The organism is Chitinophaga caeni (assembly GCF_002557795.1).
Classification (GTDB): Bacteria; Bacteroidota; Bacteroidia; order Chitinophagales; family Chitinophagaceae; genus Chitinophaga; species Chitinophaga caeni.
The window spans coordinates 3,802,166-3,825,337 of sequence record NZ_CP023777.1 but is presented as its reverse complement, the minus strand read 5'-3'; the positions used below and the strand labels follow the sequence as shown (position 1 = coordinate 3,825,337).

The 23,172-nt window shown below is 41.3% G+C and carries 23 protein-coding genes; 14 read left to right on the top strand and 9 right to left on the bottom strand.

Going from position 1 to position 23,172, the window contains the following annotated elements; all coding sequences use genetic code 11:
- The first annotated feature begins 121 nt into the window (after window positions 1–121).
- From COR50_RS16015 to COR50_RS16000, 4 genes are all read left to right on the top strand, one after another.
- On the top strand, window positions 122–691 hold the full coding sequence (locus tag COR50_RS16015) for a class I SAM-dependent methyltransferase (protein ID WP_157760912.1): 570 nt from the start codon (window positions 122–124) through the stop codon (window positions 689–691).
- Window positions 692–1,272: 581 nt separating this feature from the next.
- Complete coding sequence (locus COR50_RS16010; protein ID WP_098194917.1) at window positions 1,273–1,482, top strand: hypothetical protein; 210 nt, start codon at window positions 1,273–1,275, stop codon at window positions 1,480–1,482.
- 19 nt (window positions 1,483–1,501) lie between these two features.
- Window positions 1,502–2,653, top strand: a complete 1,152-nt coding sequence (locus COR50_RS16005) for an HlyD family secretion protein (RefSeq protein ID WP_098194916.1) — start codon at window positions 1,502–1,504, stop codon at window positions 2,651–2,653.
- 20 nt (window positions 2,654–2,673) lie between these two features.
- Window positions 2,674–4,851 carry a peptidase domain-containing ABC transporter gene (locus COR50_RS16000; protein ID WP_098196277.1) on the top strand — a complete coding sequence of 726 codons (2,178 nt, stop codon included), beginning with the start codon at window positions 2,674–2,676 and terminating at the stop codon, window positions 4,849–4,851.
- Window positions 4,852–4,923: 72 nt separating this feature from the next.
- Here the strand turns inward: COR50_RS16000 and COR50_RS22630 are convergent, their stop codons facing one another.
- Entirely contained in the window at window positions 4,924–5,088 is a 165-nt protein-coding gene (locus tag COR50_RS22630) for a hypothetical protein (protein ID WP_232516393.1), read from the bottom strand.
- Here COR50_RS22630 and COR50_RS15995 point away from each other — a divergent pair.
- Window positions 5,025–5,762 (top strand): acyl-CoA desaturase, encoded by a 738-nt coding sequence (locus COR50_RS15995; RefSeq protein ID WP_232516381.1) that lies wholly within the window; start codon window positions 5,025–5,027, stop codon window positions 5,760–5,762. The genes COR50_RS22630 and COR50_RS15995 overlap by 64 nt on opposite strands.
- 162 nt (window positions 5,763–5,924) lie before the next feature.
- Here COR50_RS15995 and COR50_RS15990 read toward each other — a convergent pair whose 3' ends face one another.
- The 8 genes from COR50_RS15990 to COR50_RS15955 all read right to left on the bottom strand — a co-directional run bounded on the left by COR50_RS15990 (window position 5,925) and on the right by COR50_RS15955 (window position 13,516).
- Window positions 5,925–6,359, bottom strand: coding sequence for a cold-shock protein (locus COR50_RS15990; protein ID WP_098194914.1), 435 nt, complete (start codon window positions 6,357–6,359; stop codon window positions 5,925–5,927).
- A gap of 420 nt (window positions 6,360–6,779) precedes the next feature.
- Window positions 6,780–7,208, bottom strand: coding sequence for an META domain-containing protein (locus tag COR50_RS15985; protein WP_098194913.1), 429 nt, complete (start codon window positions 7,206–7,208; stop codon window positions 6,780–6,782).
- Window positions 7,209–7,239: 31 nt separating this feature from the next.
- Window positions 7,240–8,394 (bottom strand): hypothetical protein, encoded by a 1,155-nt coding sequence (locus tag COR50_RS15980; protein WP_098194912.1) that lies wholly within the window; start codon window positions 8,392–8,394, stop codon window positions 7,240–7,242.
- A 53-nt stretch (window positions 8,395–8,447) separates the two neighbouring features.
- On the bottom strand, window positions 8,448–8,888 hold the full coding sequence (gene smpB / locus COR50_RS15975) for an SsrA-binding protein SmpB (protein WP_098194911.1): 441 nt from the start codon (window positions 8,886–8,888) through the stop codon (window positions 8,448–8,450).
- Between the two features lie 72 nt (window positions 8,889–8,960).
- Window positions 8,961–9,806 (bottom strand): acetyl-CoA carboxylase, carboxyltransferase subunit beta, encoded by an 846-nt coding sequence (gene accD / locus COR50_RS15970; RefSeq protein ID WP_098194910.1) that lies wholly within the window; start codon window positions 9,804–9,806, stop codon window positions 8,961–8,963.
- 216 nt (window positions 9,807–10,022) lie between these two features.
- Window positions 10,023–11,090: a class II fructose-bisphosphate aldolase gene (gene fbaA / locus COR50_RS15965; protein ID WP_098194909.1), complete on the bottom strand. Its 1,068-nt coding sequence runs from the start codon at window positions 11,088–11,090 to the stop codon at window positions 10,023–10,025.
- A gap of 236 nt (window positions 11,091–11,326) precedes the next feature.
- Complete coding sequence (locus COR50_RS15960; protein WP_232516194.1) at window positions 11,327–12,127, bottom strand: ABC transporter substrate-binding protein; 801 nt, start codon at window positions 12,125–12,127, stop codon at window positions 11,327–11,329.
- A gap of 30 nt (window positions 12,128–12,157) precedes the next feature.
- Window positions 12,158–13,516 carry a pyridoxal-phosphate dependent enzyme gene (locus tag COR50_RS15955; protein WP_098194908.1) on the bottom strand — a complete coding sequence of 453 codons (1,359 nt, stop codon included), beginning with the start codon at window positions 13,514–13,516 and terminating at the stop codon, window positions 12,158–12,160.
- A 246-nt stretch (window positions 13,517–13,762) separates the two neighbouring features.
- Between COR50_RS15955 and bioD the strand changes: the two genes are divergently transcribed.
- From bioD to COR50_RS15910, 9 genes are all read left to right on the top strand, one after another.
- Entirely contained in the window at window positions 13,763–14,419 is a 657-nt protein-coding gene (gene bioD / locus COR50_RS15950) for a dethiobiotin synthase (protein WP_098194907.1), read from the top strand.
- A complete protein-coding gene (locus COR50_RS15945; RefSeq protein ID WP_098194906.1) occupies window positions 14,416–15,009 on the top strand; it encodes a 5-formyltetrahydrofolate cyclo-ligase in 594 nt (197 codons plus the stop codon). The genes bioD and COR50_RS15945 overlap by 4 nt, the downstream gene beginning before the upstream one ends.
- A 1-nt stretch (window position 15,010) precedes the next feature.
- Window positions 15,011–16,081 (top strand): tetraacyldisaccharide 4'-kinase, encoded by a 1,071-nt coding sequence (gene lpxK, locus COR50_RS15940; protein WP_098194905.1) that lies wholly within the window; start codon window positions 15,011–15,013, stop codon window positions 16,079–16,081.
- A 67-nt stretch (window positions 16,082–16,148) separates the two neighbouring features.
- Entirely contained in the window at window positions 16,149–18,167 is a 2,019-nt protein-coding gene (gene rnr, locus COR50_RS15935; protein WP_098194904.1) for a ribonuclease R, read from the top strand.
- Between the two features lie 143 nt (window positions 18,168–18,310).
- Complete coding sequence (locus COR50_RS15930; protein ID WP_098194903.1) at window positions 18,311–19,282, top strand: polyprenyl synthetase family protein; 972 nt, start codon at window positions 18,311–18,313, stop codon at window positions 19,280–19,282.
- Between the two features lie 133 nt (window positions 19,283–19,415).
- A complete protein-coding gene (locus tag COR50_RS15925; RefSeq protein WP_098194902.1) occupies window positions 19,416–21,095 on the top strand; it encodes an amino acid permease in 1,680 nt (559 codons plus the stop codon).
- A gap of 129 nt (window positions 21,096–21,224) precedes the next feature.
- Window positions 21,225–21,692: a DoxX family protein gene (locus tag COR50_RS15920; protein ID WP_098196275.1), complete on the top strand. Its 468-nt coding sequence runs from the start codon at window positions 21,225–21,227 to the stop codon at window positions 21,690–21,692.
- A gap of 93 nt (window positions 21,693–21,785) precedes the next feature.
- Window positions 21,786–22,826: a Smr/MutS family protein gene (locus COR50_RS15915; RefSeq protein WP_098194901.1), complete on the top strand. Its 1,041-nt coding sequence runs from the start codon at window positions 21,786–21,788 to the stop codon at window positions 22,824–22,826.
- A gap of 116 nt (window positions 22,827–22,942) precedes the next feature.
- A complete protein-coding gene (locus COR50_RS15910; protein ID WP_098194900.1) occupies window positions 22,943–23,146 on the top strand; it encodes a cold-shock protein in 204 nt (67 codons plus the stop codon).
- The last annotated feature ends 26 nt before the right edge of the window (window positions 23,147–23,172 follow it).

Below are 23,172 nucleotides of genomic sequence, written 5' to 3'. Positions count from 1 at the left end.
CCGATTTTTACCGGCCGGTGCAAACCGGAGGCCGGTACAATGCCCCAGGTGCCGATCCAATGAGCGCGACAGGGCTTTATGGTTATACCTGGACCGCCACCGTGAATTGTTGAAGCCGGGGATGAGACTATTACATGTTGCCCCGGAAGAAATTTTCTTCAAACGGTTCCGTAGTATAGAAGGATTGGAATATTTCCCGGCGGATAAGTTTGCCGATATGTTTGAAAGCACCTATCCCGGGGAAACAAAATACCTGGATATTACCGGTATGCCCGAAATTAAGGATCATTATTTCGATGTGATTATCTGCTCGCATGTGTTGGAATACGTGAAAGAAGATAATAAAGCGATGAATGAATTATTCAGGGTATTGAAACCGGGTGGTATTGCCTTCTTGCAAGTTCCGATTAAAAGGGGCTTGGCTATCACGGAGGAAGATGAGCGTATCGTCTCCAGGCAAGATAGGATTACGCATTACGGGGATCCCGGACATATCAGGTTTTACGGTGCAGATTATGAAAGGAAGTTGCAGGGGGCAGGATTTGAAACAAAATTTATTCCCCTTGAATATTTATTTAATGCAACCGAAATCGAGACTTACCGCTTGGCTTACGGCGATCATTTACATGTAGCCGTTCGCCCGCTTCTTGCCGTTGAAAAGCCGCTGGGTCACAGCCTAAAGACTAAGTGACTCTATTAAAATCTACAAGCTTAGGCTTTCTTCCGCTACTATTTTCCGTTGTTCGCAAATATGAAAAGAACAAAATTTCTTGCCCGAAAATTCCCCAGGTATGATTGGTAATGCATTTCCATTCTTCACATTATCGGAACCTTAAATGCCATTATTGTTTATAAATAACCCGCCCGTTACCTGCTACGGAACTAACATCCGGACTCAAGCTAAAATATCCGGGGAATTTCCAGGGGGAACAGGAATGAAATTATCAGTGAAATATATTCTTCTGACGAGTATAAAACCGGTTATTTTTCCGCGGTTCCGGGAGTGGAGAAATTTTTCATAAAGTATTGATATTAAAAGATATAAATCGCTCTTGACTGACATTTAATTCAATTGCTTTTAATAGGTTGAATCCCGGTGTGATGCCGTTCAGCATGCGGGCAATCATGATACGTCGACTAGGCGCTGAAAATGAACAAAAAATGAACAGGAAATAGATGAACAAAATCTTAAAATTCAAATAACTTGACCCTGGCTAAGAAGTTGCAAATGACCTGGTGGAAACCTGTTAACCATATTAAATTAATACGACTATGAAACGGCCACAATTATCCTGGGAATTAATGGAGAACGAGCAATGCTATACTATAGCAGAAATCAAGCGATATTATCATTATATATTGATGGCATTGGTTACAAGTCCAGAATTTGAAAGTTGGGCGCCGAACCAAAGGGCGGATGCAATTACCCTGGTACAAGCAGGGAAGCAATTGATGATGGATCATTGTTGTATCGGAGAATAAACTTTAAAATATAGTTGAAATGCCACAATTATTCCCGGTAGAAGTTCTGCAAGATTCAATATTTTCTTGGTTGCCGAAAGTAAAAGTTCGCTCGCAAATAATTTATTCCAGCGTTGTTATTTTTATCATTTTGAGCATCGTAGCATTACCCTTGATTAAGGTGGATGTATCCGTGAAATCCGCGGGTCTCGTAAGGCCGGTAATAGAAAAAAATGAATTGAGAACATTACTGGCAGGAACCATAGAAAAAGTATATGCTAAAGATGGCGATTATGTAAAAAAAGGGATGCCCATCCTAAAGTTACAGGAAGATATTGCACTCAGCAAATTAGAACAAACTTCATTTGATGTATCGCAAAGGGAAATGTTTATCCATGACCTCACGATATTAAGCCGCGGCGGAAGCGCGGGGTTGAAAACGGCTTTATACAAGCAGCAATACGCGCAATTCAACGCTTCCCTCGCGGAGCAACGAACCCTGCTACAGAAATTAAAGACAGATTATGATATGGTATATAGCCTATACAGGGATAAAGTGCTTCCCTATAAGGATTATATAGACAAGAAATATGAACTTAATAAAGCGGATGCCGCTTATCAATCGCTCATCCAGCAACAGAGAAGCATTTGGGCAGAGTCGTTAAATCAATATAAACAAGAATTAAACCGCTTGCAAGAAGATAAGAAGCAGTTAACTACCGACAAGGAAAAGAACCTTGTTGTTGCGCCCGTTAGCGGAACCTTGCAAGGATTAGCCGGAAAATTTGCAGGGGGAACATTGCAGGCCGGGGAACTTATCGGCTCCATTTCACCGGATGCTAACCTGGTATTGGAATGTTATGTCAGTCCTAAAGATATCGGTTATATAAAGCCGGGAATGAAAGTGAAATGCCAGGTAGATGCATTTAATTATAATGAATGGGGGATTCTAGATGCGAAAGTGATATCGGTGGATAATGATTTCACCATGGCTAATGATCAACCCGTTTTTAAAGTTAAATGCAGTTTAGATCAAACTTACCTGCAACTTTCTAACGGTGTAAAAGGGAATTTAAAAAAGGGGATGACCGTGCAAGCCAGGTTTATACTTACGAAGCGCAGTTTGTATCAATTGATTTATGATCGCGCGGATGAATGGATGAATCCGAATACAGGCAAAGCTGCCAGTTAATCTTTTTTATTGGGAATTATATGTGGCTAAATAATAGGATAAAAAGGAAATCTAAGGTAAAACAACGCGATCTGAGCGATTGCGGGGCTGCTTGCTTGAGTTCAATAGCAGCGCATTATAACCTGCATATCCCGGTGGCAAGGATACGTCAATATGCTTATACCGATCATAAGGGGACGAATGTTTTAGGTTTGATTGAGGCCGCGCAGAAGCTCGGCTTTGAAGCTAAGGGTGTCAAAGGGCCGTTTGAATCGCTTGCCAAAATTCCCAAGCCCTCTATCGCGCATGTCGTGCTGAAGGGTGTATTGCACCATTATGTTGTTATTTACAAGGTTACCAAGGAGCGGATAACTATCATGGATCCGGCCGATGGGAAAGTTCATGAATTTAAGTCAGAAGATTTTAAAAAGATTTGGACTGGGGTCCTGATCTTAATATTGCCGGGGGAGAATTTTAAGCAAGAAAAACTCACCAGCTCGCATTTTCAAAGGTTTTGGTACTTATTAGCGCCGCATAAATCGATACTTTTACAAGCATTGTTTGGCTCGATTGTTTATACTATTCTCGGGTTGTCAACCTCGATCTATGTCCAGAAAATTGTGGATAATGTATTAGTCGATGGCAATAAAAACCTATTGAATTTACTGGGGAGTATCATGATCGTGATATTGTTATTCCAACTTTTTATCGGTAATACCAAAAGTATATTTGCCTTGAAAACAGGGCAGCAGATCGATGCACAGCTGATCTTGGGCTATTATAAACACTTATTAAAATTACCGCAACAGTTTTTTGATACGATGCGGGTCGGTGAGATCACTTCCCGTATTAATGATGCAGTCAAAATCAGGAGTTTCATAAACGATACAGCGGTAGGCTTAGTCGTTAACGTGTTTATCGTGATATTCTCATTTGCCGTAATGTTCGCATATTACTGGAAGCTTGCCTTGATTGTTTTAGCTATCATACCTGTCTATATCGTGGTCTACCAGTTAAGTAATGCCTTCAATAAAAAGTTACAAAGGAAATTGATGGAAGATAACGCTGAATTGGGTGGACAATTAGTAGAATCTCTAAACGCTGCTTCAACGATCAAGCGATTCGGCTTAGAAGAATACGCGAATATTAAAACAGAAAATAGATTTGTAAAACTGCTACGAACCATCTTTAAATCGGCTACAACGAATCTTTACATTGGTAGCGCCGCATCATTTGTAACGAGCGCTTTCGTTGTAGTAATACTATGGATCGGTTCCTACTTCGTGATAGATCGGCAATTAACACCCGGCGAGTTACTTTCTTTTTACGCCTTGTTGGGATACTTTACCGGCCCAGCCATGAGCCTTATCGGTGCGAATAAAAGTATGCAAGATGCCTTGATTGCTTCGGATCGACTATTCGAAATTTTGGATTTAGAGCAGGAGAGTAACGAGCAAAAAATGGATCTAACACCAGAAATGCTCGGGGATATCAGTTTCCATAATGTTAGCTTTAAATATAATACGCGCGCAGAAGTATTCAAAGACTTTAACCTACATATCAGGAAAGGGGAGATAACCGCCATCGTAGGTGAAAGCGGGTCTGGCAAGTCTACCCTGATGAACCTATTACAAAATTTGTATCCTTTACAAGCTGGACAGATTTGTATAGGGAATATAGATATCAAGTATATCCATAATGACAGCCTGCGTAAGAAAATTAGTGTCGTTCCTCAACATATCGATCTATTTGCTGGAACGGTGCTTGAGAATATCGCGGTGGGTGATTTTGAAGCCGATATGCAACAGGTAATAAAGATTGCACAGGTTTTAGGAATCATGGAGTTTATCGAGAAATTACCGAATGGCTTTTTAACCCTGCTGGGAGAACATGGCGTTAACCTATCGGGTGGCCAAAGGCAACGCTTGGCTATCGCCAGGGCCATGTATAGAAATCCGGATATCCTCATTTTTGATGAAGCCACATCTTCGCTCGACCCGGTTTCCGACCAATTTGTACAGTTGGCTGTGCAGCAGTTAAAACATGCAGGCAAAACAATCATCATAATTGCACATAGGTTAAGCACCGTGATGAATGCCGATAAGATAGTGGTGTTACATGAAGGTAGTATGGCTGAAGAAGGTACACACCAGCAACTACTGCAAAAAAATTCAGTTTATTCAAAACTTTGGGAACATCACAAAGGGGTAATAATATAAATTTAGCATGCAAATGGCCGATTTACCATTTTGTTAACACAATAAATGCATATCTTACAGGTATTCTATAACCTAGATAGCGTTTTTATTTCCATCTATTCCAAAGGCATATTTGAGATTTACTCCCGCTTCTTTTAAACTCAAATATGATAATATTTCTTTTTTTTGTTGCCATTTGGTACCTATCGCTATTTTCACAAACTTTTTTTCAACATCGGTATGCTGCTCACGGTGCATTTACAATGAGTAAATCATGGGAAAAGGCATTTTTTATCTTCACATATATTACCCAGGGGTCATCATATATGAGTCCAAAAGCATATGCAATCATGCACCGCATGCATCATGCTTATACTGATACCGATTTGGATCCACATTCCCCCTCCAATTCAAAAAACATCTTCTCAATGATGTGGAAGACCCGGTCTGTTTACCAGGATATTTTACATGAAAAAATAACTATAGACCCCCGTTTTAAGAAGAATTTACCGGGCTGGGATAAGTTTGATAAGTTCGCTAACGGTTCCTTTTCAAGATTATTATGGGTGGGTATTTATATAACATTTTTCATATTATTTGCGACTAGTCCCTGGCAATACCTATTATTGCCAATTGTTATCTCGATGGGGGCATTTCATGGTGCAATTGTAAATTGGTTTGCCCATAAATATGGATATATCAATTTTAAACTGAAAAATACGTCGATGAACTTGCTGTTTGTCGATGTGTTAATGCTAGGGGAGTCTTATCACAATAACCACCATAAACACCCGGCTTCCGTGAATTTTGGGCGCCGCTGGCACGAAATTGACCCGGTATTTCCAATTATCCGCTTATTAGCATTTATAGGGGTTATCAAATTGGTTAAACCGAAGGTAAAACCTGTTCATGTGCGGGTTAGTGCCGCATGATAAAATACACACTATAAAGTATAGCATTAAAAAAGGAAAGCACTTTACCGGCGCTTTCCTTTTTTAGTTCAATATCGGATGAAACCTATAAAACACGATTGTACAAATCGTTTAGGCTCCATGCTAATCTCAATTTTATATCAAGCGATTATTAACCGGTAATTAAATTACGGTTACATTAATAGCCTTATATCCCCTAGGGGTCGCTTGACGTTCGAAACTTACTTTATCCTTTTCCTTGATAGGGCTGGATAAATCATTACCGTGAACAAATACATCTTCACCGGATTTTTTATCCTTTATAAAGCCATAAGCCTTACTGGTATTATAAAATGTCACAGTTCCTTCCCTAATAGGATCTTCCTGTACAATAGGAGTTGCGCCAAGTTGGATTTCTTCCAATGGAAAATCGCGTTTTTCTGTTGTAGCAGGCGGGGTAGAGGTAATATTCCCGTTTTCGTCAATATATGCCATCATATCTTCCAGGCTTTTCCCTTTCTGGTTATTAGCCTTCCGCTCTTTCATCTTGGCAATTTTGTCTTGTTTCTGTTTTGCTTTTTTCTTTGATTTTTCTTTTTTAGAAAAAGATTCACCCATATTTTATCCTTTTGTTTTTAGTTTACTTTTCTCAAGCAATTAAATGCTTCTTAAGACATTACAACTATTCTCCATTCCTTTCACAATCCGTATGTATATTCGAAATAATTATAACGAACCGCACTGTTTCAGAAGTCCTAAACAGAATTTTTAATTCTTCCTTGGGTTATTTTGCTGACTGAGTGTGAAGTGATTATACTCAAGACTGAATCAGAAGTAGCAATGGCAAATGCCTTGAATGCAATGAAGGTACGATAAATATTTGAGAATATTTACTTTATTAATAAATAGAATGGCTGAACTTACCCCTTCATAGCATTTTACCAATTAATAAAAAAACTACTATATGGTATATGATATTAAATTTATTTTGAATAACCTCTAGGGCTTACCACCCGCGATCCCAAGTTAAAACCATCGTCATATTGGCTCAAAACGCGCTAATTCTTCAGTGCCATCCGTGAATTTCAGTTCCTTGCCGGTCAACTCGAAATTGGTTACTTTATCTAAAATTTCTAGGAAGCTATCCTCTACACTCATATCCATGCACATCATTTTAGTAATGGCGACTTGGGAAAAACTGATCGTATTGTTATGACCGATTTCAAATTTCCCTGTCATGGAATTACAGCTTACCGTGCCAGAAAACCGGGAAGAGGCCTTGTTGAAAGATAGGCCATCTTTCCTGTAAATTTTTGCCGTATCCACCTCGGCCCCATTTATGGCAACTATTTTCCAACGATTATTATATAATGATGCATTCATCGAGCCGGCTTGCTTTTTCGAGGCTGAACAACTCCATATCATGATTAGTAAAAAACCGGTAAAAAAATAATGAAGTGTTTTCATACTATTTCAATTTTATGGGAAAAATCAAAACCTAGTACCTGCTGTAAAAGCTCCGCAGGTCTCTTTCCAATTGATCATAAATTGGTCTCGTAACTTCGAGGAACAAACTTTGCGGATCTGGGGGCGCAATATCGCTTCCACCGATCAACTTCTTATCTTCATCACCCAATGCCCGTTCATCCCCTTTAAAAGTCGCGTATTCATTCACCCAGGTAAAACTGCCAGGTATCCTGTTATTCGTGATAATGGTATTTTGCTTCGTATCTATTATTGCATAATCAAACAATGCTTTGGACACAATTGTTTTACGCACGATATAAATTGTTGCCTTTGCCGTCCCGTAAACGTCTACCTGGTGCGTTTTCCCGGTAGAATCCCTAACAGGTCTTTTCCCGACAACAACATGCTCTTTCTGCACGGGCCTCTCGGTTTTTTCGACATAGGTTTGCCCGACGATAAAGTCATAAAAATGCATATCGAGATATTGATCCACGGGCACCCGTTCTTGCGATACTTGCCTTTCGTCGTAAAAACGCACGAAAGGATCAATATTCCTTTGCTGTAAATTTCTCACCAGCGCATCCCTGAAGTAATCCGCGGTAAATTGAAAATATGGAGATCGAACGTCAATTCGGCTTACTTCGACCCTGATGATTCCCAATTCATACGCCTCATCCCTTAAGGCCTGGGCATCTTTAAAATTAGGAACTAACCTGAGCGCCGCATCAAACTCTTCGTAAGCCTGGCGGAAATCCCTTTTAGTGCCTTGATCCATGAAATATAAACCACGATCGTACCGTACCTGCGCCCCATTTTCTTGCGCACCCCTGATCGCGGAAGAATAGTCCTTCGCTGCTACCAACGATTTGGCGACCGGGGATGATTGGATTGATAGGTACAGCGATTGTAGTGCCTGGTATTCCCGTTTAACAGATTCCCATTTTAACTCGTCATTGGAAGCTAATATACGGTCAACCCGGTCCTCGTGCCAATCTAATGCATCAGAATAAGCCTTCGGTAGGTATGCCAGGGCAGCCGGATCTTGGGTTTTTTTCTGTAATTTCTTGACAAATACGGTAACCGCCTCATCATAGCGACCTTTCTGGTAAAGTTTCTGCCCATTTTTACAGGCGCCGACAAATATCAACAAGCAGAATAAGATTCCAATGCTGAGCAATTTTTTCATATAAGAAGAATAGGGTAGCGGTTTTAAGTTAATTTATCTCTTACGGGGCATATTTACACTTTGAAGTTCCTTCGCAGTTCGCGTTCGGCTTCCCTTTGCTTGATGGAGTCGCGTTTGTCATGTAGTTTTTTACCTTTACCCAAACCGATTTCCATCTTTGCATAACCTTTATCAGAGATAAAGATCTTCAGTGGAACGATTGTATAGCCTTTATCTTTAAGCTTGTTCTGTAATTTCCGCAGTTCGCGTTTCGTAAGTAATAACTTCCGCTCGCGGAGGGGATCGTGGTTAGCGTAAGTGCCGTGGCTGTACTCCGATATATGTAAACTTTTTACATATAATTCATCTTTATGAAAGTAGCAGAAGCTATCGTTAAAGCTCACCTTGCCTGCGCGGATCGACTTGATTTCGGTGCCCGTCAATACCATACCCGCGATGAATTTATCTTCAATCGCATATTCGTAAAATGCCGATCTGTTTTTTTGTTCTGCCATAATAAAATTGAGGGTTACAAATTACTACAAAAGCAACTTGTAACCCATAAATATTTTAACGGCAACAATTGATTACTGCTTAAACAACTGAATCAGCTGTGCCAATTTTTGTTTTAATTCTTTCCTGTCCACGATAAAATCCAAGAAACCGTGTTCCAATAGGAATTCAGCGCTTTGGAAACCTTCGGGAAGGTCTTTCTTAATAGTTTCCTTGATAACCCTGGGGCCGGCGAAGCCGATTAATGCGCCCGGCTCGGAAATGTTCAAGTCGCCCAGCATCGCGTAAGAAGCGGTAACGCCCCCTGTAGTCGGGTCTGTCATCAGGGAAATATAAGGTAATTTTGCATCTGCCAATTGGGTCAATTTCGCGGAAGTTTTCGCCATCTGCATCAATGAGAAAGCGCTTTCCATCATGCGGGCTCCACCGGATTTTGAAATAATCATCAGCGGGTGCCTGTTCTTGATACAGTAGTCAATTGCCCTAGATATTTTCTCTCCCACGACGGAACCCATGGAACCACCGATGAAACCGAAGTCCATACAAGCAATCACCAGGTCGTGTTCAAAAACCTTACCGTGCCCCACTTTCATGGCATCCGTTAAACCGGATTTGCGTTGTGCATCCTTCAATCTATCCGCATAAGGTTTCAGGTCAACGAAACCCAGTTGGTCTTTCGGGAAAATATTAGAGAAAAGTTCTTCGAACTGGCCATTATCGAAAAGGATTTCAAAATATTCTTCGGAATTGATGCGGTTATGATAATTACAATTATCACAAACATACAAGTTCTCCTTCAGATCCTTGATATTAGTGGTTTTCTTACAATTTGGGCATTTATGCCATAAGCCATCCGGTGCTTCTTTCTTTTCACTAGTGCTGGTTGAAATACCCTGCTTGATTCGCTTAAACCAACTCATACTATTGATTATGTGCTATTTGATTAAAGAATAGTGGTGCAAGATACAACTAAATTCATTTTTACAAGCGGAAATGGGAATAATTTCCAATCACCCAATATAAATCTTGCTATATTTCAGTAAAGTATATATAAAATATTCCCAGGTATTAAGCTTGTTTATATAAAATAAAAAGCCCCATGAACGAGCATGGGGCAAAAAGGTTACTATAAAAAATTAAGCATTACGGTTAATGCAATTCAAATCGGAAAATGCTTCTTCCAAGCGTTTTACGAAAGATTCTTCACCTTTACGTAACCAAACGCGCGGATCGTAGAATTTTTTATTCGGCTTTTCAGCGCCGTCCGGGTTACCTAACTGTGATTGTAAATAAGCCTCTTTCTCTTTATAATAATTCAATACACCTTCCCAGAAAGCCCATTGCATATCGGTATCCAGGTTCATCTTGATGACGCCGTAGCCTAATGATTCCTTGATTTGATGCTTAGGAGAACCGGAACCACCATGGAATACATAGTATACCGGTTTTTCTTTCGTTTTATATTTTTCCTGGATAAACTTCTGGCTGTTCAACAGGATGTCTGGACGCAATTCAACATTGCCCGGGCTATATACGCCGTGCACATTTCCGAAAGCAGCCGCGATTGTGAAGCGGGATCCTACCTTGGAAAGCTCTTCATATGCAAAAGCCACCTCTTCAGGTTGGGTATATAATAATGAATTTTCAACGCCTGAATTATCCACACCGTCTTCTTCACCACCGGTTACCCCGAGTTCTATCTCGATGCTCATACCCAGCTTGTTCATTCTTTCGAAATACTTTTTAGAAATTTCGATGTTTTCAGCAATAGGCTCTTCGGATAAGTCCAGCATATGGGAACTGAAAAGCGGCTGACCGGTTTGCTGGTAAAACGTTTCCCCCGCGGTTAATAATCCATCGATCCAAGGCAACCATTTTTTTGCGGCATGGTCGGTATGCAAAACAACAGGAACACCGTAATATTTCGCTACTTCATGTACATGCTTAGCTCCTGAAACACCACCGGCTATGTTGGCTTGCAGATTATCATTCGGCATACCTTTACCTGCATAAAATTGCGCTCCGCCGTTAGAAAATTGAATAATAACGGGAGAATTTACTTTGGCAGCGGTTTCCAAAACTGCATTTACGGAGTTGGTTCCAACCACGTTAACTGCTGGCATCGCAAATCCATTGTCTTTCGCATCGTTGTAAAGCGCATCTAGCTCTTCGCCGTGTAATACGCCGGCTCTGTATTTTCCCATAATGACCTGATTAATATTTATTTTGAGGAAACAAATATAAGGACTATCTACTAAGAATTATAATACCATGAAATGTTTAGAAAATATTAAAAATGAATATTTTCCATTGATTTATATCAAATTTTCGCTAAAAAGTGCTGCTATTAGCCGTTTCAAGCTACAGGGCAACCTTCTTTTACCGGGATCCCGATCAAGGGAAATCCTTTCTAAAGTTAATAATTGGTAGGACCGGGGTATTAACTTTTTATTTTATTGATCAGCCCGCCAAGATACCCGGGAACTTCCTTTAATCGGCTTCCGTACCAGGAGAACATTTCTCCATCTACCAACAGTATTTTGCTTCCGGGTATGATTGATTGTATTTCGGCAATATGTTTCTCCCGGAAGGGAAAGGGTTCTGATGACAGGAAGACCAAATCCGGTTGGATTTCTTGTAACTGCTGCGCTGTAACTTCGGGGTAACGCCCCGACAAATTAAATGCATTTTCAAAACCGGCACCCGTTAAGACCTGGTGAATAAAAGTATCATTACCGGCTACCATCCAAGGATTGCGCCAAATGAAATAGGCTACGCTTAACGGTCGGGATAGTTTTTCCATGTTTTGAAACCCGGTCTTGATTGCTCCTATTAATTCCCGCGCTTCGTTAGGTCTGCCAGTGATTGCACCTATATCCCGGATCATGGCGTAGGCCTCGGTGAAGTTGTGTATATCGCTGATCCAGACAGGGAATTCTTCCGCTAATGCTTCTACCTGTTCACGTTCATTCTCTTCCTTATTTGCGATAATCAAATTGGGACGCATCCCGCGAATCTGTTCTAAATGAAGCTGCTTTGTTCCACCAACACGGGTCTTCGTCCTAAACCAAGATACAGGATGTACACAGAATTTCGTGATCCCGATAACCTCTTTATCTAAGCCTAGCTCGTAAAGTAATTCGGTTTGTGAAGGAACAAGCGAAATAATTCGCAGATCTTTCAAGGGAACCGTCACTTCACGCTGCATTTGATCTATCACTAGCATTGTTTCTTGTTCCATTCAAACAAAGGTAGCACAATAAAAGATGGTTTATTGTCCCAATGCTTGTATGATATCGTACTTGGTAACGATATGGTAAGTCCCGGCATCATCCTGGGCAAGAACGGCGCCATTTTCCTTGTTGATATATTTTGTTAACTTATCGATGGGAGTGTCTAGGTTCACTACTGGGAAAGGGGGCTGCATCACACCTTTTACCGGCGAGTTTTTTGCATCGGGATGATCCAGCAAATAATTAAAAAGACCACCTTCCGAAATAGCTCCAATAAATTCATGTTGCAGCAGGACCGGAATATGTTCTATATCAAATTTTTTCATCTTGTGAATGGCGTCGCTGACAGATTCTGTAGGGCTAATAGTGACCAGGGGCAAATTTCCTCGCCCGCTTACGATATCTTTTACAGATCTAACATCGAGGAATCCCCGTTCCATCATCCACTGGTCATTGTATACTTTCCCTACATAGCGGCTACCATGATCATGAAAAACAACTACGACTACATCCGTTGGTTTAAGTAAATGTTTTAGCTGTTTAAGTCCTGCTATGGCTGATCCTGCCGAATATCCAACAAAGATGCCTTCTTCTTTGGCTATTCTCCTTGCCATAACGGCGCCGTCTTTATCGGTTACTTTTTCAAATAGGTCAATTACAGACATGTCATAGTTTGCGGGCACGAAATCTTCACCGATTCCTTCCGTGATATAAGGATAAACTTCCGACATATCTATCTTGCCGGTATCATGAAATTTTTTCAACAAGGATCCGTAACTGTCAATAGCCCAGACTTGCACAGCGGAATTTTGTTCTTTTAAATATTTACCGGTTCCGGTAACGGTGCCCCCGGTTCCTGTTGCAACAACCAGGTGGGTGATTTTACCACCGGTTTGCTCCCATATTTCGGGACCAGTCTGTTCGTAATGCGCATCGCGGTTAGCGAGATTATCATATTGATTAACATAAAATGAATTGGGAATCTCTTTAGCTAATCTTTTAGCGACGGAATAATATGACTTGGGATCATCCGGTTCTACGTTGGTTGGGCAAACGATTACTTCGGCGCCCACGGCTTTCAGGATATCAATTTTTTCTTTGGATTGCTTATCGGTAGTGGTGAAGATGCATTTATATCCCTTAATAACGGCAGCCAAGGCTAAGCCCATACCGGTATTGCCACTTGTTCCCTCGATAATGGTGCCCCCGGGTTTTAAATACCCCTGCTGTTCTGCCACTTCCACCATCTTGATAGCCATCCTATCCTTGATCGAATTACCCGGATTAAAAAATTCCACCTTTGCCAAAACGGTACACGGAAGGTCGGATGTTACTTTATGTAATTTTACTAACGGGGTATGTCCGATCGTTTGGAGTATGTTGTCAAAATATTTCATAATAAATGAATTATGGTGATGATAATGGGAGAACAATAGTATAATATTAAGACAATTTTCTGGGTCATGGATTTTTCGGATTTAAGGATTTTACGGAATTTTGTTTATAATAAGGTCTCCATTGTTTTATATTTTTTCCAATTCTCCATAATTATGTAATCATTAGGAATTTATCATTTAGCGTAGAACAGCCATGAAATCCTTAAATACAAAAAATCCGTGACCCGTTTTAGTATATTTGCAAATATGAAATGGAAGCAAAACCGGGTATTTATAACCGGGATCGGAACCGGGGTTGGCAAAACGGTGAGCAGTGCATGTATTACCCAAGCATTGAAGGCCCAGTACTGGAAGCCGGTGCAAGCGGGGTTGGAAGAAGGGACAGATACAGCGTTTGTTGCGCAAATGATACAGCACCCGGCTAAGACCTTGCGGGAAGTTTACCGGCTTAAAACACCGGCTTCCCCGCATTTAGCCGCCAGGATCGATGGGGTAGCCATTGATTTGGAACATCTTGTCCATAGGGCTAATGCTTTGGAAAACACCCATCAACCGATGGTTATAGAAGGCGCGGGAGGATTGATGGTACCATTGAACGAGCATCAATTCATCCTGGACCTGATCATCGCCTTGGAAGCTAGGGTCATTTTAGTAGCAGGAAATTATTTAGGAAGCATCAACCATAGTTTATTAACTGCGAAAGTATTACAGGAAAATAAAATCCCGGTTCTAGGGTGGATTTTCAGCGGGGAATATAATACGAACGAAGACGATATTGTAAGCTGGTCCAATATCCCTAAAATTGGAAGGATCCCTAAAGCCACCATCTTGGATCAGGCGTTCATTCAAGCACAAGCCATCCAACTAGAAAATAGTCTGAAAGATGCGATAGATAATATATGATGCAGCATACCAAAAAAGATATCCGGAAAGCCTATAATGATAAGCGGCTCGCGTTAACGGAAGAGGAATGGGCCATTTTAAATATGGATTTATTATTACAATTTAGTAATTTCGCACTCGAAGGAATACAATATCTTCATATTTTTCTGCCGATCCTCTCGAGAAAAGAAGTGGATACGTTTTTGTTAGCTGTATGGATTCGTGAACATTACCCAACTATTCAACTCGTAACTTCCCAATCAAATTTCGAAACTAATGACATGAGGCATGTTATTTGGTATGATGATGCAGTATTACAGGAAAATGCCTATGGTATACCCGAACCTGTTGGCGGAGATGATGTAAATCCCTTGTTAATAGACGCTGTACTTATACCGATGCTGGCATTTGATGAAAATGGTCATAGGGTAGGCTATGGAAAGGGCATGTATGATAGGTTCCTTTCACTTTGCAAGCCTAAGGTTTTAAAAATTGGCCTGAGCCTATTTGACAGTCTTCCAGCGCCCATTACCGATATTTATGCCGGTGATATTTCGTTAGACGTAGCGATAACACCGGGATCTACCTATTATTTTAATTCAAAATCGTAACGTGTTAAAAATATTATCATACCTTTTATACCCCTTTTCATTACTATACGGGTTAATTATGTGGCTTAGAAACCGTATGTACGACAAGGGGATATTGACCGCTGTAGAATTTGAAATACCCACAATTTCATTCGGCAACCTTTCCGTGGGCGGCACCGGGAAAACGCCGCATGTAGAATACCTGGTCCGCTTGTTGAAAGATCAATACAAAATTGCTTCCCTAAGCCGGGGATACAATAGGAAAACTAAAGGTTATATCCTGGCCGATGAAAAAAGCACCGCGGCCCAAATTGGAGATGAACCCATGCAGTTCCATCAAAAATTTCCCGGTATTAGCGTTTGTGTCGGGGAGGAAAGAATGCTAGCGATCCCCGAATTATTGACGGATCGCCCCGATACACAAATCGTAATCCTGGATGACGCCTTCCAGCACAGATCCATCAAACCCGGGCTAAATATCATGCTGACCGATTATAGCAGGCTTTTTACGAGGGATCACGTAGTGCCATTCGGGCGGCTCCGCGAAAGCAGGAATGGCTACCAAAGGGCAGATAGCGTGATCGTGACGAAATGTCCTGCCGATTTAAGCCCGGCAGAGAAAGAAGCTATTATGAGGGAAATACAACCATTACCCCGGCAAAAAGTGTTTTTTACATATTTACAATATGGTAAAATCTACGATATGCAATCGTTGGAACCGGTGCAAATATCCGCGGAAAGCCAAATACTACTGGTTTGTGGAATAGCTAAACCCGATCCACTGGTAGCACATCTAAATGCTTTATCCGGGAAAACATTTTTAATGTCTTTCCCCGATCATTATTACTATAACGCTAGGGATTTAGAAAAAATCAAGATCGAGTATAACCATATAGATGCAAAGCAAAAGTGGATTGTAACTACTGAAAAAGATGCGGTAAGACTCAGCCTCAAGCAAAAAGAACTGGACGAGTTAGGCTTGAAAATTGCCGTGATCCCGGTAGAAGTTTCTTTTTTATTTAACGAAGGAGACTTATTTAATAATTATATTTATGATTATATCAACAAAACTTTGAATGTCCAGGAAGTTTAATCATGTGAATGGAAAGGGTTCTTTATAGAATCCATTCCCGGTTATTGAACCCCTTAAATTAATTGAAATGTCTAAAAAGAGAAAAGAGAAGAAAACGAGTAGCAGCCAAAAGAAACGTTATAGGGGCATAGTGGAAGTTACCCGTTCCGGTATGGCATTTGTTATCGTGCCTACCTTGACAAAAGATATCCTGGTAAAACAGAAGAACCTAAACTCCGCATTGGATGGTGACGAGGTTTTAGTAGATGTGATCAAGCAAGCTAAAAATCTCGGCCGCATGGAAGGTACGGTCAATGAAGTTATTACCCGTAAAAAAACAGAATTTACCGGTACCCTCCAGGTCAATAAAAATTTTGCCTTCCTAGTGCCGGATAAAGGGAACTTTATGCCCGATATTTATATTCCAGCAAATAGTTTGAAAGATGCTAAGGATGGAGATAAAGCCCTGGTGAAAATTGTGGCCTGGGGAGAAAAATCCAAGAAGCCTGTCGGTGAAATTATCGAAATACTCGATGCTTCCAATGCCAGTGACCTGGCCATGAAGGAAATATTAGTGGAAAGTGGATTCCCTTTATCCTTCCCGGATGAAGTATTGGAAGAAACGGCGCAAATTCCCGAAGGCTTACCCAAGGGAGAAGTTAAGAAAAGAAAAGATTGCCGTAAATGGCTCACCTTTACAATCGACCCGGTCGATGCAAAAGACTTTGATGACGCCATTTCTTTCAGGAAAATGCGTAATGGGAAGTTTGAGATCGGTGTACACATTGCCGATGTCAGCCATTACGTTCTGCCAGGTACCGCGCTCGATAAAGAAGCCGAGAAAAGGGCCACTTCCGTTTACTTGCCTGACAGGGTATTACCCATGCTGCCAGAAAGGATATCGAATGAACTTTGTTCCTTGAGACCCCATGAAGATAAATTAACTTTCAGTGCCATCTTTCAAATGAATGAGAAAGCCGAGGTAATTAATTATTGGCTCGGTAAAACAATCATTCATTCCAAACACCGCTTTACTTACGAAGATGTACAAGAAATCATAGAAACGGGGGAGGGGCCATACGATAATGAAGTTTTAACACTAAATAAAATCGCCCGCATCTTGCGGAAAGAACGGTTTGACAATGGCGCGATCAATTTCTCATCGCAAGAAGTACGCTTCCAGCTTGATGAAACCGGTAAACCCATCGGTATAGTTGTGAAAGAAAGTAAAGAATCTCACCAGCTGATCGAGGAGTTTATGTTGTTAGCGAATAAAACGGTGGCAGCCCACGTAGCGAAAATTAGGGTCAACAAGCACCCGGTTCCATTCCCTTACAGGGTGCATGATACACCGGATGAAGAAAAATTATCCATCTTCTCTGTTTTTGCACGTAAATTTGGCTATAAATTGAATTTGCATTCACCGGAAACTATTGCAACTTCTTTTAACGAGCTTTTGGAAGCAGCCCGGGGCAATCCCGAACAACACGTGTTGGAAACCCTGGGTATCCGCACCATGGCTAAAGCAGAATATACTACTGATAATATCGGTCACTACGGTTTAGGTTTCGAGGATTATTGTCATTTTACCTCTCCGATCCGTAGGTATCCCGATGTCTTGGTGCACCGTATTTTGGAACAATGTTTGGAAGGAGATATCCATCCTGATAAAACGTTGGAGAAACGTTGCCGCCACAGTTCCGAGATGGAACGCAAAGCCATGGAAGCCGAAAGGGCCGCCAACAAGTACAAGCAAGTAGAGTACATGCAGCAGTTTATGGGTGAATCATTCCTAGGGGTGATTTCCGGGGTCGCTAGTTTCGGTTTCTGGGTGGAAACGGTAGAAACAAAGTGTGAAGGCTTGGTGAGTATTCATAATCTTATGCTGAAAGATGAATTCAAGTATAATGAGAGTGAATACGCCATAGAAGGACTGAACACGGGAGCGCGTTTCCGCATTGGAGACAAGGTAACCGTTAAAGTAGTGGCTGCCAACTTGGCCAAACGGCAATTGGATTATGATCTTGTCGAAGAGTTGAAAGCAACTCCGAAAGCGGCATCCCGGAAAAACAAAACAACAAAGCGAAAACCGGGGAAAAAGGATTAATAGGGTATTTATTATCATCACAGGTTTATACAGTGAAAGGTTATAAAGAGCATTGAAATGAAAACTTAAACCTGTTTATACTTAAAATTATACTTTCCCATACCGTTCTAATGGTATGGGTAATTTTTAATTTTTAAAGACACATGCATTCATTTAAAGAGTTATCAGCACAGTTTGAACAGAAATTTAATACGCGGCAATTCCCGGCGAACCCAAGCAGTCTTTATGATCCGGCACAATATATTCTCGGTATCGGGGGCAAAAGGATCCGTCCCGTTTTAGTGATGATGGGTAATGAATTGTTTGATACTTTGCATAATGATGCATTGCAGGCAGCGGCGGCCATCGAATTATTTCACAATTTTACCCTTATCCACGACGATATCATGGATAAAGCGCCGCTAAGAAGAGGGCAGCCAACTGTTCATATGAAATATAATGAATCTACGGCCATCCTCTCGGGAGATGTAATGTTGATCCAATGTTACGAGTATCTCAACAAGGTACAATCTACCCATAAAACCAAGTTGATCCAAGTATTTAACAAGGCGGCCACGGAAGTATGCGAAGGGCAACAACTGGATATGGATATGGAGCAAAAGTTGCCGGAACAAGTGCAGTACGATGATTACGTTTACATGATAGGTTTAAAAACGTCCGTATTGTTGGCAGCCAGCTTGCAGATGGGCGCTATCATAGGTGGGGGCAGCGAAGGAAACCAACAATTGTTATACGATTTCGGCAAAAATGTTGGTATCGCGTTCCAAATGCAAGACGATTACCTCGATGCCTTCGGGGATCCGGCAAAATTTGGAAAACAGCAGGGGGGAGATATCCAGGTAAATAAGAAAACCTTCCTATTGCTGAAAGCGCTGGAACTTTGTAATCCATCCCAAAAGGAGTTGCTGCTGCAATTGATGGTGCAAAATCCTGCCGATAAAGTAGCGCAGGTACTGGAAATATTCCGCCAATGTAAAGTTGACCAATGGGCAGAACAAGAAAAAGAGCGCTTTAAAGCACGGGCATTGGAAAGCCTGGAGAAGATAGCAGTGGTGAGTAACCGTAAACAGGCATTGAAAGAATTAACCGATTTCCTATTGATAAGGCAACATTAATCGTTGAAAATACTATATTCGCGGGGCGGCTTTCGCATATTGAATATATTTTGAATATGCCGGGAAGTTATGTATTTTAACTCGGCCAAATCTAAATAGAGTATCAAAAAAGGTTATCAACAACGATTATTAGATGTCAAACTCCCTCTTTCGCAAAAAATCTATAACAAACTTATTGCAAGATGCCCAATCCGGTATTACCGATGATCACGGGGTAGGCGGTCTTAAAAAAGTATTGAATGTAAAAGATCTAACCATGATGGGGATCGCGGCCGTTATCGGCGCCGGGATTTTCTCCACCATTGGCCAAGCTGCTTATGACGGCGGTCCGGGGGTAATCTTCTTATTCCTCATAACTGCTGTAACCTGCGGTTTTACCGCCCTGTGTTATGCTGAATTTGCATCTAGGGTTCCTGTAGCCGGTAGCGCGTATACTTATTCTTACGTGACTTTCGGTGAAATGACAGCCTGGATCATCGGTTGGGCCTTAATATTAGAATATTCGATTGGTAATATCGTTGTAGCCATATCCTGGAGTAGTTATTTTAATAATGTATTGCATGGCGTTGGTATATCGCTACCCTCATGGTTGATAACAGATTATAAAACTGCCAAGGCTACTTTCGAAACAGCAATGGCCGCGGGAACGGATACTTCGCTTATGGCTTGGGCGCAGGCCCCTACCATCGGCGGGTTAAGGGTTATCATGAATATCCCGGCATTTGTAATCGTAGTATTGGTCACTATTTTAGCATACGTGGGCATCAGGGAAAGTAAACGCAGCGCCAATTTCATGGTGGGCTTGAAGATCGTTGTTTTGCTGGTCGTTGTGGCAATCGGCGTATTTTATATCAATACCGACAATTGGACGCCGTTCTTACCGAACCAGTTCGAAGGGGTGCTGAAAGGAGTCTCTGCGGTCTTTTTTGCCTATATAGGCTTCGATGCCATTTCCACCACGGCTGAAGAATGTGCGAACCCGCAAAGGGATTTACCAAGGGGTATGATATATTCCTTGATTATTTGCACCGTCATATATGTCATCGTTACATTGGTAATAACCGGTATGGTACACTATTCCGAGTTTAACCATGTTGCGGATCCCTTGGCATATGTATTTGAGAAGATCAACATGGAAAAGATTGGCTACGTGATCTCGATTAGCGCCGTAGTTGCCGCAACTAGTGTGATCCTGGTTTTCCAGATCGGGCAACCTCGCATCTGGATGAGCATGAGCCGCGATGGATTGTTGCCTAAAAGGTTCAGTAAAGTGCATCCAAAGTTTCAGACACCTACTTTTTCCACGATTCTAACCGGGGTGATTGTAGGGGTTCCTGCATTGTTTATCGATAGTGGAATCGTAACGGACTTGACCAGTATCGGCACTCTATTCGCCTTTGTATTGGTTTGCGGCGGCGTTTTGTTGCTACCCAAAGTAGAAGACAAGGCAACGAAGAAGTTCAACCTGCCGTATATCAACGGGAGGATCATAGTTCCCGTATTAATGATCGCCTTCTGCATCCTGTTTAAAGACCGTATTGTTACGGATTTTGCCAACCTGGGAAATGAGGGCTACGAAGAAGTGCTGTTCATTATATTCTTGGTATTGGCGACAGCTATAACCGTATTGACGGCCTTAAAAAAATTGTCGTTAATCCCGGTTTTGGGGATGCTGTGCTGCCTGTACTTGATGATCGAGATCCCGGCCAAGAGTTGGGTGGTTTTCTTCGGGTGGATGGCTTTCGGGTTGACGATTTACTTTCTATATGGGTATAAAAATAGCCGTTTGGCCAAGAAAGCAGTTGCTGCCTAAAGCAGCATCGATCAGAAATAATATTGTTAATTATACTACGGAAGGTTGCTAAACAGGCAGCCTTCCGTTTTTTATGGGGATATTTTCGTAAATTACAGTAAACGTTCTTTGAACCTTAAATTCAATGTTATGAACCTCATGCAAAAAATCGAAAAATGGGGGAATACGCATCATCCCGTATGGCTAGATGGCATTCGCATGTTGCTTGGTTTATATTTAATTTGGAAAGGCATTAGTTTCGTAAGTAATATCGATGTATTAACACGCATCATTGGTCAACAGCCATTTTTGACGACCGTATCCTTCTTTATTGCCCATATCATTGTGTTCGCACACTGTGTCGGCGGTTTATTAATCTTCCTCGGTTTATTAACTAGGGTCGCTGTAATAGCAAATATTCCAATTCTTTTAGGCGCGCTGATTTTTGTTTCATCACCAACAGGATTATTCCTTGTATATAATGAAACACTGGTTACCGTAATAGTATTGTTCTTGCTGATCGTCTTCCTGGTAGAAGGAAGCGGTAGGATATCCTTGGACGAATACATGCGGCGCCACCCGGAAAAACCTTCAACTTACCATCCTCATAACCCGTAGTCCCGATAAAACGTAGGTCGGTAAAATGAACCTAGATTTCGTTCACATTAGTTTCATCATTATTTTTGCAATTTTACCGGCCATACGTTTATAATGAAATATTCAATCGGAGATAAGATCATCCTGTTACATTCCAAGGAAGAAGGAAACATAGTAGACATCCTGGATGATAACATGGTAGTAGTTCAAGTAAATGGAGCAACGTTTCCCGTTTACATGGACCAAATAGACTTTCCATACTTTTATTGGTTCACACAGAAAAAGCAGGCGCCCAACTTTGACCAGGGATCGGGCTATAACAAGCTCACACCCGGCGAAGAAATCAAGAAAGAAAAGCTGGGAGGAGCAATCCGTATGGAAAAAGGTGTTAGCCTTTCCATGCTGCCCGTATTCCAGACCGAAGGCTATGACGAGATCGTCACGCGCCTGAAATTCCATCTACATAATGAAACCAACAGGGATTACCAGGTTCATTTCCAGGTGTTCCTGAACCACAAGTTGCATTTGGAGATGAAAAACGTGGTATTAGCCTTCCAGAGTTTTTATTTGACGGATTTACTGTTCGAACAACTCAATGACAGCCCCAAGTTTGAGTTTAATTTCTCACTGAAGAAGCCCGATAAAACGATGGTGGCATCTGTAAATAAAACTTGGAAGATCAAGCCCAAACAGTTATTTGAGCAATTAAACGATTTACAAGTTAAGCAGGAAGCTACCATTAATTACCTGTTATTTGAACATTACCCGAAGCGGAATGAGCAGGAAAATTTCGATATGGAGCCGGTTACGCCCGGTCCTAATTTCGTACCGGTGCCAACGAAAGCCCAGCCTGCGGCAGCCTCCCAGCAACCTAAGTACGAGCTGGATTTGCATATAGAGAAGTTAGTTGACGATTGGGAACATCTAGATAACCTTTCCATACTTGCTATACAGTTAAATGAATTCCAGCACTACCTCGATTTGGCCATCGCGCATAAACAACATGCCATGATAGTAATACATGGGGTCGGGAAGGGCACACTGCGGGAAGAAATCCACGAAATATTGAAGAAAACCTTTGAAGTACGGTATTTCGTGAACCAATATCACCCCTCTTACGGGTACGGCGCCACGGAGATTTTCTTCGAATATTAATAAAAAAGCTAATTTAGTATTATCATTGGAATATCAAATATTTGTGAACTCTTCACAGAAATGTCGGATTTACGCAAATAAAGTTTACCTTTACGGCTCATATTATTTTTTTCAAAATGAACACAAAGTACACAGGAACTGTAAAGTTCTTCAATGAAACCAAAGGTTTTGGATTTATCAAGCATGATGATTCTTCAAAAGAAACCTTTGTACACGCCAACGGCCTTATTGATCAAATTCAAGCGGATGATCGCGTGGAGTTTGAGATCGTAGAAGGTCGTAAAGGTATGAATGCCGTTAAAGTTACTCGCATCGACTAATTTTTTGCATTTTATATCGCTTCAAC